At 56.5% G+C, this 15,329-nt stretch carries 13 protein-coding genes; 7 read left to right on the top strand and 6 right to left on the bottom strand.

From position 1 onward, the window contains the following. Window positions 1–9: 9 nt before the first annotated feature. Both R6V78_RS17790 and R6V78_RS17785 read right to left on the bottom strand, forming a co-directional pair. Window positions 10–1,644, bottom strand: coding sequence for an ABC transporter substrate-binding protein (locus R6V78_RS17790; RefSeq protein WP_410290727.1), 1,635 nt, complete (start codon window positions 1,642–1,644; stop codon window positions 10–12). Between the two features lie 52 nt (window positions 1,645–1,696). Beyond that, window positions 1,697–3,232, bottom strand: a complete 1,536-nt coding sequence (locus R6V78_RS17785) for a YifB family Mg chelatase-like AAA ATPase (RefSeq protein ID WP_410290726.1) — start codon at window positions 3,230–3,232, stop codon at window positions 1,697–1,699. Window positions 3,233–3,551: 319 nt separating this feature from the next. Between R6V78_RS17785 and lpxC the strand changes: the two genes are divergently transcribed. From lpxC to R6V78_RS17750, 7 genes are all read left to right on the top strand, one after another. Beyond that, window positions 3,552–4,424 carry a UDP-3-O-acyl-N-acetylglucosamine deacetylase gene (gene lpxC, locus R6V78_RS17780; protein ID WP_410290725.1) on the top strand — a complete coding sequence of 291 codons (873 nt, stop codon included), beginning with the start codon at window positions 3,552–3,554 and terminating at the stop codon, window positions 4,422–4,424. A gap of 133 nt (window positions 4,425–4,557) precedes the next feature. Next, complete coding sequence (locus R6V78_RS17775) at window positions 4,558–5,130, top strand: DUF4390 domain-containing protein (protein WP_410290724.1); 573 nt, start codon at window positions 4,558–4,560, stop codon at window positions 5,128–5,130. Between the two features lie 25 nt (window positions 5,131–5,155). Beyond that, window positions 5,156–7,396, top strand: coding sequence for an ATP-binding protein (locus tag R6V78_RS17770; protein WP_410290723.1), 2,241 nt, complete (start codon window positions 5,156–5,158; stop codon window positions 7,394–7,396). Window positions 7,397–7,522: 126 nt separating this feature from the next. Continuing rightward, the gene (locus R6V78_RS17765) at window positions 7,523–8,866 is read left to right on the top strand and encodes a sigma-54-dependent transcriptional regulator (protein ID WP_410290722.1); all 1,344 of its coding nucleotides are present in this window, start codon (window positions 7,523–7,525) and stop codon (window positions 8,864–8,866) included. Then, complete coding sequence (gene rsmD, locus R6V78_RS17760; RefSeq protein ID WP_410290721.1) at window positions 8,863–9,417, top strand: 16S rRNA (guanine(966)-N(2))-methyltransferase RsmD; 555 nt, start codon at window positions 8,863–8,865, stop codon at window positions 9,415–9,417. Before R6V78_RS17765 ends, rsmD begins: the two co-directional genes overlap by 4 nt. Window positions 9,418–9,483: 66 nt before the next feature. Continuing rightward, window positions 9,484–9,966 (top strand): pantetheine-phosphate adenylyltransferase, encoded by a 483-nt coding sequence (gene coaD, locus R6V78_RS17755; protein WP_410290720.1) that lies wholly within the window; start codon window positions 9,484–9,486, stop codon window positions 9,964–9,966. 6 nt (window positions 9,967–9,972) lie between these two features. Then, on the top strand, window positions 9,973–10,887 hold the full coding sequence (locus R6V78_RS17750) for a selenium metabolism-associated LysR family transcriptional regulator (RefSeq protein ID WP_410290719.1): 915 nt from the start codon (window positions 9,973–9,975) through the stop codon (window positions 10,885–10,887). Between the two features lie 82 nt (window positions 10,888–10,969). Here the strand turns inward: R6V78_RS17750 and R6V78_RS17745 are convergent, their stop codons facing one another. From R6V78_RS17745 to pnp, 4 genes are all read right to left on the bottom strand, one after another. Further along, window positions 10,970–11,761, bottom strand: a complete 792-nt coding sequence (locus tag R6V78_RS17745; RefSeq protein WP_410290718.1) for an MBL fold metallo-hydrolase — start codon at window positions 11,759–11,761, stop codon at window positions 10,970–10,972. Between the two features lie 29 nt (window positions 11,762–11,790). Further along, complete coding sequence (gene dut / locus R6V78_RS17740) at window positions 11,791–12,249, bottom strand: dUTP diphosphatase (RefSeq protein WP_410290717.1); 459 nt, start codon at window positions 12,247–12,249, stop codon at window positions 11,791–11,793. 64 nt (window positions 12,250–12,313) lie between these two features. Continuing rightward, window positions 12,314–13,579, bottom strand: coding sequence for a M16 family metallopeptidase (locus R6V78_RS17735; RefSeq protein ID WP_410290716.1), 1,266 nt, complete (start codon window positions 13,577–13,579; stop codon window positions 12,314–12,316). Further along, on the bottom strand, window positions 13,560–15,329 hold a 1,770-nt coding region (gene pnp, locus R6V78_RS17730; protein ID WP_410290715.1), incomplete at its 5' end, for a polyribonucleotide nucleotidyltransferase. The genes pnp and R6V78_RS17735, both read right to left, overlap by 20 nt.

Below are 15,329 nucleotides of genomic sequence, written 5' to 3'. Positions count from 1 at the left end.
GAGCCTGGTCTACGGGTTCCGGTTCAGCTTGGTATTCTCGGTAAACTGGGGATACAGGGCCATGGTTGAAACCAACGGGTGTCCATATTCCACACACAAACTGCGGGCATAACACTGTTTGGTGGTCATGATCGGGAATGCGGCCATATCATCCAGGATCAGGATCTGGGCCTGCACCCAGAGCCCGGTCTGCATTTTCGGATTGATCTCCAGCCGGGCCGCCTCGATCAGCTGGTCGGCTTTATCGTAACGGGAAAAATTGGTGTCCGGTTTGGAGCCGCTTACGACAATGGCTTCGGAATGGAAAAAACGGCTTAAATAGGCATCCGCATTGGGGCGCCAGGCGACATAAACCACAATCGGCAGCGGTTCCCGGCGAATCCGCCTGTGCATGGTTGAATGGGTCTCAACGCTGATGCGGCAGTCGATGCCGATCTGCGCCAGCTGCCGGCCCATTTCCTCATAATAGGTTCGGTAAAGCCGCTTTTCCGAGGTCACCAGGTCGAGCGTAAACCCGCCAGGATAGCCGGCGTCAACCATCAATTGCCTAGCTTTGGCAAGATCCTGATCATAAGTCAATTTTAAAAGTTCGGCTTCGGCCTGCGTCAATCCGCCAGGCAGGAATTCAGCCGGCACCGGGGAAAAAACGCTGCCTACGAAGCGTTTGCTCGTGGTGTTCAAAAACCCCTTTCGGTTCAATGCATATGCAATCGCGCGACGAACACGAATATCGTCCAGCGGTTTCATCTTGGTGTTGAGGTAGATGGTCGCCACCTCGCCGACACCATGGGTATCGACCGCTATCTCTGGCTCCTGGGTCATCTTTTCAACCCAGCCTTTCTCTCCTGAGCCCATGATCACATCCAGCCGACCGTCTTTTAAGGCCGACTCACGCATTCCGATTTCAGGCATGAAATGGAACTGAACGCCATCAAGCAGCGGCCGGCCCCGAAAATAACTTCCATGGGCTTTCAGGAACAAATTTCCACCGGATGTGTAGTGGCTGAACATAAAAGGACCGGTTCCCACCGGATGCTGCTTGAAGCGATCATACCCCATGGTTTCGATGGCCCGCCGGCTGACGATAAAACCCCCGGCATAATTGGTCAGCTTGGGCAGGAAAAGAATCGCGGACAGGGGTTTTTCCACAATGATGCGAACCGTGTAGCGATCCACCGGAACAACGGACATGCCCTCATATTCTCCCGCATAGGCGCAAAACTCGCGACTGGCTGACTTTTGAAGGGAAAAAACCACATCGTCGGCGGTCAATTCATGGGCAGCGGTCATCGGTCCGGGATGGAAAAAAACCCCTTTGCGCAGATTGACGGTCCACACCTGCTGACCACCGACCATTTCAAACCCGGGGACGTGTTCAGCCAGATCCGGCTCTATTTTGGGTGCGTTTCCCGGCTGATAGCGCAGCAACCCATTGAAAAGCATGTCTGCGAGGGCCCGGTCCTGGGAGCCAGCGGCAAAATGGGGGTCAAGATTGCCTATTCCGCTTACGTGAACCCCAAAGCGAAGGATATTGGCCGTGTTCTCCGAGCGGCAATCCCGGGAGGCCGGCCTGGCGGAATCGATCAGCGGCCCAAAAAGAACCAACATGCCAAGCAACAGCAACAGTGGGGGCCTAATCTTCACGGCAGTCACTCCACAATCAAAGCTGCGGGTCGATACCCCAACCGGTCAGGGGTCAGTGATCACGCCTGGCACGATCCAGGCTGCGATACTGGATGGCCTCGGTGACATGGTGAATCTGAATGTGGTCCATGGCATCCAGATCGGCAATCGTCCGGGAAATCTTTAATATGCGATTATAGGCCCTGGCCGACAGTCCCAGGCGGTCAATGGCCGCCTCCAGCACGCTGCTGGCATCATCCCCAATACGGCAGTGGGACCGGATGTGGCGGCTGGCCATCTGGGCATTGGCGTAAATTTTTGTTCGTTGGAACCGTTGGGACTGGATCTTACGCGCGGCAACCACCCGTAGGCGGATGGCCGCTGAACTTTCGCTGCGAGCGTTGATCATCAGGTCTTTGTGGGGAACGGCAGGCACTTCGATGTGAATGTCGATGCGATCCAGCAGCGGTCCGGAAATTTTAGATCGATAGCGGTGGATCTGGTGGGCGGTGCAGCGGCATGCATGCCGCGGGTCGGTGAAAAAGCCGCACGGACATGGATTCATGGCGGCAAGAAGCATAAAGCTGGACGGATAGGTCAAAGTGGATGCCGCCCGGGAAATAGTCACCTGAAGATCTTCGAGGGGCTGGCGCAGCACCTCGAGCACATTTTTTTTGTACTCGGGCAGTTCATCCAGAAAAAGAACGCCGTTGTGGGCCAGGCTCACCTCCCCGGGTCTGGGGATGTGGCCACCGCCGATGAGACCCGCATCCGAGATGGTGTGGTGAGGCGAACGGAAAGGCCTCCGGGTCACCAGGGGCTGCTCCCGGTCCAGCATCCCCACGACGCTGAAGATTTTGGTGGTTTCAATGGCCTCTGCAAAAGACATGGGCGGCAGAATCGTGGGAATCCGCCGGGCCAGCATGGTCTTGCCCGAACCGGGGGGACCCACCATAATCACATTATGGCCGCCGGCTGCAGCGATTTCCAGGGCACGCTTGGCATGCTCTTGCCCCATCACTTCCGCAAAATCCGTCCCCGAACAATCAGGGGCATCAAACACGGCCCTCAAATCCGTCTTTTGGGGAGGAATGGACGTAAACCCCCTGAGGAAATCCACGACCTGGCCCAGGGTGTGGACCGGATAGACACAAAGGTCCGTTACCACACACGCCTCTTTGCCGTTTTCCGCGGGAACCACAATGCCTTGATAGCCGGCCCTTTGTGCCGCAATCGCCATCGGCAGTGAACCGTTGACCGGTTTGATCCGTCCGTCCAGAGAAAGCTCACCCAAAAAGAGGTACGCGGAGATGGATTTTTCGGGAAGGATACCGGTGGCGGACAGAATCCCGAGTGCCATGGGCAGGTCAAAGCCTGTTCCCTCTTTCTTGATGTTGGCGGGTGCCAGATTTACAGTGATCCGATCCGCCGGAAACGTGTAGCCAGAGTTGGTGATGGCGGATTTGACGCGCTCGCGGCTCTCTTTGACCGCCGCTTCGGGAAGCCCCACGGTTGTGAACGTCGGCAGCCCCTGGGCGATATCCACTTCCACCTCAACCAGATAAGCATCAATGCCGATGACTGCACTGCTCAGCACCCTGGCCAGCAAATCCCACCTCCCGGAAAAAACCCGATTGCGTCGTACGCAACATGCGTGGTCGGATGTATATCAATCCCGCCGGGCAAGAACAACGTTTTTGTATGTAAAACGCAAATAAATGGGCATGGCAATTAATTGTTGTCAAAAGGAAGCCAGGTGATTAAGATTGTCGAAAAGCCTGTGCCATCAGGCAACACCCGTCGATTAAACGGGCATTGTCAACCAGACAAGAACAATTGGTGGGAATCGGCCGCGCATGACCTTGAAAAATGACGTTACGGCCCAGACAGCCGGCTTGGGTTGATTGCTGCCTTTCGGGACATAGAACATGAAACACCACCAGCAAACCATCCGCAAGCCGGCGAGTTGCACCGGTATCGGCGTTCATTCGGGCAAGACTGTGAACCTTACCATCAAGCCGGCACCGGTCAACCACGGCATCCGTTTCGTACGCATCGACCTTCCCAACCAGCCCGGCGTCACCGCCCATTTCAACAATGTGGTGGACACCAGCCTGGCCACCGTCATCGGTGCCGAAGGCTGCATCGTCTCCACAGTTGAACACCTGCTGGCCGGATTCACCGGTATGTCCATTGACAACGCCGTTGTCGAAGTCGACGCCTATGAATTGCCGATTATGGATGGCAGCGCCGGCCCCTTCACCGAAATGATAAAGTCAGCGGGAACCTGTCACCAGGAGGGGCGCAAATACTATTTCAAGGTGAATGAACCCATCTGCCTTGCTGAAAACGGTAAGTCGGTGGCGGTTTACCCGGCGGATGAATTCAGAATAACCTGCACCATCGCCTATGATCACCCGCTCATCGGAACCCAGACATGCGATTTTGTGATTGGCCGGGAAACATTCGAGAAAGAGATCTGCTCGGCCCGGACCTTCGGTTTTCTCCACGAGGTGGAAATGATGAAGCGCTACGGTCTGGCCCGGGGCGGCTCTTTGGACAATGCCGTGGTGATCGACGGCAACCGGGTGCTCAACGAGGGCGGGCTGCGTTACGCGGATGAATTCGTTCGCCACAAGACCCTGGACTGTATTGGAGATTTTTCCCTGATCGGCATGCCCATCATGGGACATGTTGTGGCCAGTAGATCCGGCCACGCCTTCAACCATGCCTTCCTGGAGATGTTCTTCAAAAATAAGGGTTCCTGGGAAACCTGCACACTGGCCACGGATCCGACCTAAAACGGGTCCATGCCCCCTGCACCCGTCGCAAAACACCTTGCCATTTTTCAACGGTTCCGGTATGTTCTTTTCTTATTATTTTCTTCTATTTAGAAGCCGTTAACATTTACCTGGGAAATACAGTGGTACGTCCATGCAACCATGCGGTCAGCGGATTACCGGTTTTCTCGCGTTGAGCATCCTTTGCATCTCTTTCCATGGTTTGGCCATGGCCAGGGATGCCCAACTCACCAATATAATCGTCACCAACACCAGGGATGATCTGCTGGTGTACCTGTCGGTGGAGGGGGCCTTCACCCCCAAGATGGAGGAGGCCGTTAAAAACGGCGTGCCGGCTTCATTCTCATTTTTCGTGAATCTGTACCGGACCCGCGGCATGTGGTTCGACAAGGAGTTGGCGGATCTGACCATCACCCACACCATCAAGTACAACAGCCTGAAAAAAGAGTATGCCGTGTCCCGCTCGTGGGACAGCGGCAGTCCCGTCGTCGTTCAGTCCTTCGGCACGGCCAAAAAGCTGATGACCGAGATCGACAGCCTGAAGGTGGTTCCCCTGGAGCTGTTGAAAAAGGGCGACCGATACCAGATTCAGGCGAAGGCAAAACTCAGTCGGATAACACTGCCCTATTATCTGCACTATGTGCTTTTTTTTCTCTCTCTGTGGGATTTTGAAACCGACTGGTACACCATCGATTTTATCTACTAACTAACCGTTTTTCACAAACGCCCCCATGATTTTCGGTAAACGCAGCCCGACGCCAAAACCGATCCTATCGGAAGAAGAACGCAAACGCCGAAAACGCGAAGTGGTGCTCATCGCTGCCATCATTGTCGTGGTGGCGCTGCTCACCCTCGTGGAAAACCGGGTGATCAACTTCGGTGCCGGCATCCCGGTCTCCAACACCATCTTGATGTTCATCCTGATCAACATCAACCTGCTGCTGCTGATACTGTTGATCTTTCTGGTTTTTCGGAACCTGGTCAAACTGCTCTATACCCGTCGCCGCAAAGTCATGGGCAGCCGGTTGCGGACCCGCCTGGTCATGGCCTTTGTGGCCCTGTCCCTGCTGCCCACGATCATCTTGTTTTTCTTTTCGATCAACTTCATCACCAACAGCATCGAATTCTGGTTCACCGTTCCCGTGGAACAGGCCCTGGAAAAATCCCTTCTGGTAGGTCAAAAGTACTACCGGGAGAACGAAAACCGTCACCGATTTTTTCTGGAGCGGATCTCCTATCAGCTCCAGCGCAAGAGCATGACCGATCCGGATAAAATCAAGGAGCTCAACCATTACATTCAGGTGGTTCAGCGCGAATTCGATCTCGACGCGGTTGAGGTCTATTCAGCCAACTACAACCGTCTCACCTATGCCCTGGGAATAGACCTGGAGAACGTCGCCATCGAGACGGCGCCCCCGAGTGCTTTTGTCAAGGATGCCGGCGAAAGGGACGTGCGCACCTTCACTGAAATCCTGGGCGACGGCGAACTGCTTCGGACCATCGGAACGGTGCCCTTTGGCGCCGCCCCCGAAGCGACTGACGCCTATGTGGTGATAGGCCTCTTCATCCCCCCGGATTTGGCGGAAAACATGGAATCCATCTCCAGAGGGTTCGATGAATATCAACAGATCAAGCTGCTGAAAAATCCCATTCAGATCACCTATTACATCACCCTGTCAATCGTGGCCCTGCTGGTCATCTTCTGCGCGGTGTGGTTCGGTTTCTATCTGGCCAAGACCATCACCATACCCATCATGGACCTGGCCGAAGGCACACGGCGGGTCGCCGAAGGGGATCTCACCGTCACCATCGACAGCATCGCGGCAGACGATGAAATCGGCAGCCTGGTTGACGCCTTCAACAAGATGACACGGGATCTGCGTTCCGGCCGCCAGCAATTGGAGTTGTCCGCCAGAAAACTCACCGAACAGAACCTGGAGATCGAGGCACGGCGGCAGTACATGGAGATCGTACTGAAAAATGTTTCCGCCGGTGTCATCACCATGGACGCCGATGGCATCATCACCACCTTCAACAAGTCGGCGGAGCGCATGCTTTATATCGACGCCGCTAAAATTTTAGACAAGCATTATGAAGGCTTACTGGCCACCGAGCACCTTCAGTTTACCGATGATATCATGGATCGGGTCACGTCGGTGCGGGATCAGACGCTGGAAATTCCCCTGCGGGTTATGGTAAACAGCCAGGCGCGAACATTTCTCGTTTACGTCAATGCCCTGAAGGACGAACAAGGTGGCCCCATGGGCATCGTCATGGTGTTCGATGACCTCACGGAACTGGAGAAGGCCCAGCGCATGGCCGCCTGGCGGGAAGTGGCCCGCCGCATCGCCCACGAAGTCAAAAACCCGCTCACGCCCATCAGCTTGTCTGCCCAGCGCCTCAAAAGGCGCTATTCAGAACGAATCAACGAGCCGGTATTCGACGAGTGCACCCGTATGATTATCGACCACGTCGACCTGATCCGCAATCTGGTCAATGAGTTCTCCACTTTCGCCCGTTTCCCCACGGCAGATCCCAAGCCCTGCCATCTTTCGCCCATCATCGAAGAGACGGTCTCCCTTTATCGGGAGGGGCATCCGGATATCGTCTTCGATTCCCGGATCGGGGACGACATCCCCCAGATGAGCCTGGACCGGCAGCAGTTCAAACAGGCCATGATCAACCTGGTGGACAACGCCGTGGCCGCCGTCCGCAACCAGGGACACATTACGATCACAGCCGCTTACGACCCCATTTTGAAGTTGGTCCGCCTGGAAGTGGCCGATGACGGCACGGGCATCGCCGACGTAAACAAGATCCGGTTGTTCGAACCCAATTTCTCAACCAAAAAGGCCGGCATGGGGCTGGGCCTGACCATCGTCAACTCCATTGTCACTGACCACCATGGTATGATACGGGTGCAGGACAACCTGCCCAAAGGGGCGAAATTTGTCATCGAACTGCCCGTTTAAACCGCGCTGGCAAACCGACCGACGGCACTATCCGCCGGTAGAAGCGTTGCCGTTACGAATCCCTCGAATCTTTCGACAAACCTGCCGGCCGCCACTGAACCACAGCTTCGAGAAAGGAAATCCTTGATGTTTCCGACCATATTGATAGTCGACGACGAACCCTCGATTCTGCAGTCCCTCAGCGGACTGCTCACCGATGAGGGGTTTGAGGTTATCACCGCCAACAATGGTTATGAAGCCTTGAAAATTATCGACGCGGAGGCACCGGACCTGGTCTTGATCGACATCTGGATGCCAGGCATCGACGGCATTGAAACGTTGAAAGAGGTCAAGAAAAGCAATTCCGCCCTGCCGGTTATCATCATCACCGGCCATGGCAATGTGGAGACCGCCGTCAAAGCCACCAAACTGGGCGCCTACGACCTTATCGAAAAACCCCTGAACATCGACAAGGTTATCGTTGCCATCAACAACGCACTCAACTTCCGCCGCCTGGAGGAGGAAAACCGCTATCTGCGCAAAAAAACCATCGAGAAACACTCGATCAGTGGCAGCAGCCAACCCGTGCAGACACTCAATAAACAGATTGCCGCGGTTGCCCCCACACAATCATGGGTGCTCATCAAAGGAGAGAACGGCACCGGCAAGGAGCTGGTCGCAAGAACCATTCACCAGCTGAGCCCCCGCGCCGAATCCCCGATGATCGATGTCAACTGCGCTGCCATACCTGAAACCCTCATCGAGAGCGAGTTATTCGGTCATGAAAAAGGAGCCCTGTCAGGCTCAAGCACCAAAAAACGCGGCAAATTCGAGCTGGCCAACACCGGTACGATCTTCCTGGACGAAATCGGAGATATGAGCCTGGTCACCCAGGCCAAAATCCTGCGCGTCCTGGATGAGAAAAAATTTCAGCGCATGGGGGGCGGGCGGGTGCTGACCACGGATGTCCGCGTCATCGCAGCCACCAATAAGGATCTGGAGGCGGAAATTGCCAACGGATCCTTCAGAGAAGACCTGTACTACCGCCTCAACGTGGTTCCCATCGAGGTCCCGCCCCTGCGGGATCGGGTCGAAGACATCCCTGCTCTGGTGGAAATTTTTCTGGCGGAGGCCGCCACCAGCAACCGCGAAAAACGCAAGACAATCGCCTCCGATGCCATGCAGATTCTCACACGATACACCTGGCCGGGCAACGTTCGCGAACTGAAGAACCTCATCGAGCGGCTGGCCATCATGGTTCAAAATGATGCCATTACCATCAAGGACCTGCCGGCCAGCCTGTCGGATCCGAAAACGGCCGTGGGTGAACTCTTTTCCATTGATGGCCTGGACAAGGCCCGCATGGCTTTTGAAGCCGCCTATGTCCGCAAGAAACTAGCCGCCCACGACAACGATGTGGGCAAAACCGCAAAAGCCATCGGGGTCAAGCCGAGTCAAATCAAAAGAGTGCTGGCAAAGAGCAAGGGATGAGGGTCATCAGCGGATCCTTGAAAGGCCGGCGGTTGATCGCTCCGGCCGGAATGGCAACCCGACCCACGGCTGACCGGATCAAGGAATCGGTGTTCAATATCCTGGCCGGCCGCATCGTGAACCAGCGCGTTCTGGATCTGTTCGCGGGAAGCGGTGCCCTGGGTATCGAGGCCCTGAGCCGCGGGGCGGTATCCGCCGTCTTCGTTGATCATGCAAAACCGGCCCTTGCCGCCATCCGGTGCAACATCCAGAAGCTGGGCCTGGACGAGCGCAGCCGGGTCATCCACTGGAACATCCTCAAGAACCTCAACTGTTTAAGGCCCCAGCAACAGGCCTTCGACCTGGTTTTTATGGATCCCCCCTATGGGATCAATGCCGTGGCACCCGCGTTAGCCGCCCTGGCATTTTGCGGGGCAATGGCCCGTCATACCCACATCGTCATCGAACACAGCACCCGCGAGCCCATCACCCTCAGGGACGGCTCCCTGACCCTGGTTGACCAGCGTCGGTTCGGGAAAACCCTTGTTTCATTTGTGGATGCCATGCTATAAACGATCCCCGGCAGGCCGCACCTTCCTGATGGGTTTCTTTTGCGCAGTCAACTGCTGGGAGTCCTCATGCAACGCACCGCCATCTATCCCGGATCCTTCGACCCTGTCACCAACGGACACATCGACATCGCCAAACGCGGTTTGAAACTATTTGACCGGATCATCATCGCAATTTTGAACAACCCGGGCAAGCAGCCACTTTTCACTGTCCAGGAACGGCTGGAGATGCTCGAAGAGTCCATGTCGGGCATCGATGGCATCGCCTTTGACACCTTCGACGGTCTGCTGGTGGACTGTGCCCAGAAAAGCAATGCCATCGCCGTGCTCAGGGGCATGCGGGCGGTCTCCGATTTCGAATATGAATTCCAGCTGGCACTGATGAACAGAAAACTCAACCGTGAGATTGAAACCGTATTTCTCATGACCGGGCTGCGCTGGATCTTTACCAGCTCATCGATCATCAAGGAGGCAGCCCGCTTTGGCGGGGACGTCTCCGACATGGTTCCACCAGAGGTAAACCGTCGAATCAAAGCCAAATTCGGATCATAGGCCACCATGGATTTATGGCAGCTTCATATTTTCTGCAAAGTTGTGGACCTCAAGAGTTTTTCGCGGGCAGGCCGGGCGGTGCACCTTTCCCAGCCCACTGTCTCCAGCCACATCAAGGACCTGGAGGATCATTTCGACTGCCGACTGATCGATCGTTTGGCCAAGGAGGCGCTGCCAACCAAGGCCGGTCGTTTGCTCTACCGCTATGCCAAACGATTGATCTCCCTGCGCGACGAAGTTGAAAGTGCCATGTCCGAGTTCAAAGGCAAGGTCAAAGGCAGCCTGGATCTGGGGGGCAGCACGATTCCCGGTGCCTTCGTGCTGCCGGCAATCGTGGGCGCATTTACCACGCGCTTTCCTGAAGTCAGCGTCAGCCTCTCCATCGCCGACACCCAACAGATCATCGAGGCGATTTTGTCCGGGAATCTGGAACTGGGCGTCGTGGGTGCCGTTTCCACCCATGCCAGCATTCTGCAGACCCATCTGGTGGAAGACGAAATGTGCCTGGTCGTGCCGGCCGATCACCGCTGGTCGAACAGGCACCGGGTCACAACCAAACAGCTGTTTACGGTACCCTTTATTCTTCGTGAGCAAGGATCGGGAACCCTCAAATCCATTCAAACCAGTTTTTCAGAGGCGGGTCTGATCTTCAACGATCTGAATGTGGTTGCCCGCATCGGCAGCACCGAGGCGATTCGCCAGGCAATCAAAAACCGTATGGGTGTATCGATTCTCTCATCCATCGCCGTGTCCGACGACGTTGCCGCGGGACGTTTAAAAACCCTGACCATTGACGGTCTGAATCTCAGACGGGCCTTTTACCTGACCCATCACCGCCACCGAAGCCTCTCCCCATTAGGCCACGCATTCATCGATTTCATCAACAGCCAGATCGCGGTCCAAGCGAAAACACCTGCCTGACCTTTGTCAACCTCTGCGCATGGCCGGATGCGTGGAAAAACCCCAGTCGAGATTCTGATTTGATTTTGGCGGTCCATGGGAACTATCGCAGGGTCAGAACACCGCTGCCTGCAGTCTGGGAGGCCACGTGCAGCTTGACGCCGCCGCCGTTAAGAACGGCCTGAACCGCTTGTCTGGCTTTTTCCGGCAAATTGTTCTCCTCGCTCAAGTGAGCCAGGATCACATGGGACAGCCGGTCATGCTGGAGGGCGCCCAGCAGCAGCGCGGTGTCGTCGTTGGAAAGATGGCCGCTGCGGCCGCGGATGCGTTGTTTCAGAGGCCACGGGTAGGGCCCGTCAATCAGCATCTGGGAGTCATGATTGGCTTCGAGAATTAGAATGTCACAGGCTTCCAGGTGCGTTTTGACCACTCCGGTGGCAATGCCCAGGTCAGTTGCCAGGCCTACCTTGGCCCCATTGCACGAAATCGTGAAGCCTGCCGGATCTTCGGCGTCGTGTGAAATGGAAAATGGGTGCACGGCAAGGCTGCCGATGGCAAACGCATGACCGCAGATAAACGGCGATATCCCGAACGGTTTGCCCAAAACAGACCCGGCAGCCTGCCGGGTTGCATCACTGATGTGCACGGGCAGACCAAAACGGCGGGAGAGCACCCCCACACCCTGGATGTGATCGGCATGCTCGTGGGAAACGAGGATGGCATCCAGACGGCTTGGATCCAATCCTTTAGCGGCCATCCGTCGCTGGATCTCCACCCCGGAAAGACCGGCGTCAATCAAAATGGCGGTTTGACCATCAGAGATATAGGTGGCATTGCCCCGGCTCCCGCTGGCCAGAACGCAAACCGACAGCCGGGATGCATTGCCTGGGTCCAATACCTTTCGTTCAGCGCAGTTGGCCATATTCATCGGCCCGTATGCCCAAAACCGCCCAGGCTGCGATCCGTATCGTCGAGTTGTTCAACGACATTGATCCGGGCCTGGTAGACCTGCTGGATCACCATCTGGGCGATGCGGTCCCCCCGTTTCAGCGTCACCGGCGCCCGCCCCAGGTTGATCAGGGCGATCTTTACTTCTCCACGGTAGTCGGCATCAACTGTTCCCGGTGCGTTGACAATGCCGATCCCGTGTTTGACAGCCAGCCCGCTGCGCGGCCGGATCTGTGCCTCGAATCCCCGGGGAAGCGCCATGGCAAAGCCGGTGGGCACCAGGCAGATGGAACCGGGGGCCAGCACCAGATCCTTTTCCAGGGCGGCGCAGATGTCCATGCCGGCACTCTGCGCAGTCATGTAACGGGGCAGTGGAATGTCCTTATTTTTAGCAGGGTCCAGCCTGAGGAGATCAATGCGGGGCGACGTGGTCATAGGCCGTCTTCGATTGTGGCGATTCGCGTAGGGTAAAAAAACGGAGCGATAAAGCTCCGATGCACTACAAGGCCAGCTGCCCGGAAAAGTCGGTTCCGTCAACATGGGGCCCCAGCATGGTCAAGGCCGCCTTGCCGCTGCCCCACAGTTCTTCGGCCAAGGAAAACAGATCAGCCGCAGAAACACCGTCGATACGCTCGATCACCGACTGCATGGGAACGTGCCGGCCGAAATAAAATTCGTTCTGGGCCAGCCGAACCATCTGGTTGTCCGGATTCTCCTCGGCCATGAACAGATTGCCTTTGGTAAATGCGACGGCATCACGCAGCGCTTCTGCGGAAACTAGGGTCCTTTTCAATTGCCGCAGCTGGTCCATGATCAGGTCGATGCAGGCACCCGCGTGCTTGGGTTCAACTGCGGTATAGACCCCGAACATGCCCGTATCGGCGTAGGAGGTCAGAAACGAATAAATCGTGTAGGCCAGGCCCCGCTCTTCGCGGATGGTCTGGAAAAGCCGTGAGCTCATGTTGCCCCCGACGATGGTGTTTAGCAAAGCGGCGGCAAACCGGCGTGAATCGGTCACCGAGACCCCACGCATGCCCAGGCAGATATGCGTCTGCTCCAGATCGCGGTGTCTGCGGGTCATTTCACAACCGTCCGTGGGGGTGCTGCGCGGTGAAAAACCATTACCCGGCGCGATGGTTGCAAAGACAGGCCCCACCATCTGTACAAAACGGTCGTGCATTACATTTCCGGCCACGGCGATCACGATGCGGTCAGGCTGGTAGAGACGGCTGAAAAAGCGTTTGATAGCTTGGCTGTTGAATTTCCGGATGTTTTCTCGGGTACCGAGGATGGATCGCCCCAGAGGATGGGTCCCCCACATGGCCGGACCCATCATGGTGTGAACCCACTCTTCGGGGCTGTCGTCAATCATGCCGATCTCTTGGAAAATCACCGGCCGTTCCCGCGCCACTTCCCTTGCATCGAAAACCGAATTGAGAAAAATGTCGCAGAAGATGTCCACCATGGTTTCCAGCTGGGTATCCAGCACCTTGGCATGGTAGCAGGTGTGCTCCATGGCGGTAAAGGCATTGGTCTGCCCGCCGATGGCATCAAATTCCTTGGCGATCTGGAAAGCGCTGCGACGGGCGGTGCCCTTGAAAATCATATGCTCAATGAAATGACATAGCCCGCTTTCGGTGTCGGTCTCGTCGCGGGCGCCCACGTGCACCCAGACCCCCATGGAGACCGAACGCACGTGGGGCATATGCATGGAAACAATGCGGACCCCGTTTTCCAAAGTGGTCTTATTGACCGCCGGATTCATGGTCCTCTTCCAGAACGGCCTTGTGGCTGAGTCGGATCTTGCCGTCCTTGGAAATTTCCAGCACCTTGACTTTAAGGGTGTCGCCCTCTTTGACCACGTCAGTGACCTTGCCAACCCGGTGGGTGGCCAGCTGGCTGATGTGCACCAGTCCGTCGGTACCGGGAACGATCTGAACGAAGGCTCCGAAATCGGTGGTCTTGACAACCTTGCCCTCGTAAGTAGCCCCGACTTCGGGCTCCATGGTCAGGGATTCGATCTGCAGCCGTGCAGCATCACCGTCTTCGGCGGAAGTGGCGGCAATTTTTACCAGGCCGCTGTCGTCGATTTCGATCTTGGTGTTGGTTTCGCTCTGGATGGCGCGAATGACCTTGCCGCCGGGGCCGATAATGTCGCGGATTTTATCCGGGTTGATTTTAATACAAATGATCTTCGGCGCAAAGGGAGAAATGCCTTGCCGGGGCGTTGCCAGCGCCTGAAGCATCTTATCCAGGATGTGGAGTCGACCCGTTCTGGCTTGGTCCATGGCCTTTTGCAGGATCTCACGGGAAAGTTCGTGGATTTTGATGTCCATCTGCAGCGCCGTGATACCCTCGGCGGAGCCGGCTACCTTGAAGTCCATGTCACCGGTGTGGTCTTCGTCGCCCAGGATGTCCGAGAGAATCACCACCTGGTCACCCTCCTTGACCAAACCCATGGCAATGCCCGAAACGGGCGCCTTGATGGGCACACCACCGTCCATCATCGCCAGTGTGCCGGAACAAACCGTTCCCATGGATGAGGAGCCATTGGACTCCAGCACCTCGGAGACAATGCGGATCGTGTAGTCAAAATCCTCCTTGTCCGGCAGAATTCTTTCTAGGGCACGGGTAGAGAGGCCGCCATGGCCGATATCCCGGCGGCTGGGAGACCCGATCCGCTTGACCTCTCCCACCGAGTAGGGGGGGAAGTTATAGTGCAGCATGAAGGGGCGGTTCTCCTCACCGCTGAGTGTTTCCACCCGCTGCTCATCGCCACCCGATCCCAGCGTCAGGATACCCAGCACCTGGGTCTCGCCACGGGTGAACAGGGCACTTCCATGGGGTCGCGGCAGCACACCCACCTCGCAGGTGATGGGGCGGATTTCGTCGAACCGGCGGTTGTCGATTCGACGGCCCTCCTTGAGAATCATGTCCCGGCAGATCTGTTTCTGAAGGTCGCCGAGGATGGCCCCGATTTCAGCGTGCCGGTCCGCCATTGATTCTCCCAGGGATTCCACGACCTGGTTTTTTGCAACCCGTAAGGCTTCGTAGCGCTTCATCTTTTCAGGAACCGTCAAGGCTTCACGCAACGCTGCGGTAGCCTTTTGGCTGATCATCTCCACTAGGGCAAGGTCCTTTTCAGGTAGCGCAAAGACCCGCTTGGCCCGGCCCGAAGCCGCTTTCAACTGGGCCTGAATGTCGATAAGGGGCTGAATGGCCCGGTGGCCGAAGAAGATGGCTTCGAGCATATCCGCCTCACTGACCACATCGCCGCCACCCTCAACCATAACCACGCCGGTGCGGGAACCGGCGATAATGATGTTGATGTCGCTCAGGAGCGTTTCGGAAATGGTGGGATTGGCCACAAACTGGCCACCGATTCGGCCCACGCGCACCGCTGCAATCGGACCGGCAAAGGGGATATCCGAAATTTCCAGCGCTGCCGACGCACCCACCAGGGCCCCCATGGGGGGCATGTACAAGGTGGTGGAAGCCATGTATGAGCTGGCGTT

Origin of the sequence: Desulfosarcina sp. (assembly GCF_046496365.1) — a bacterium.
Lineage (GTDB): Bacteria > Desulfobacterota > Desulfobacteria > Desulfobacterales > Desulfosarcinaceae > Desulfosarcina.
The sequence above is the reverse complement of the archived record's forward strand: the minus strand, read 5'-3'. Positions and strand labels throughout refer to the sequence as shown.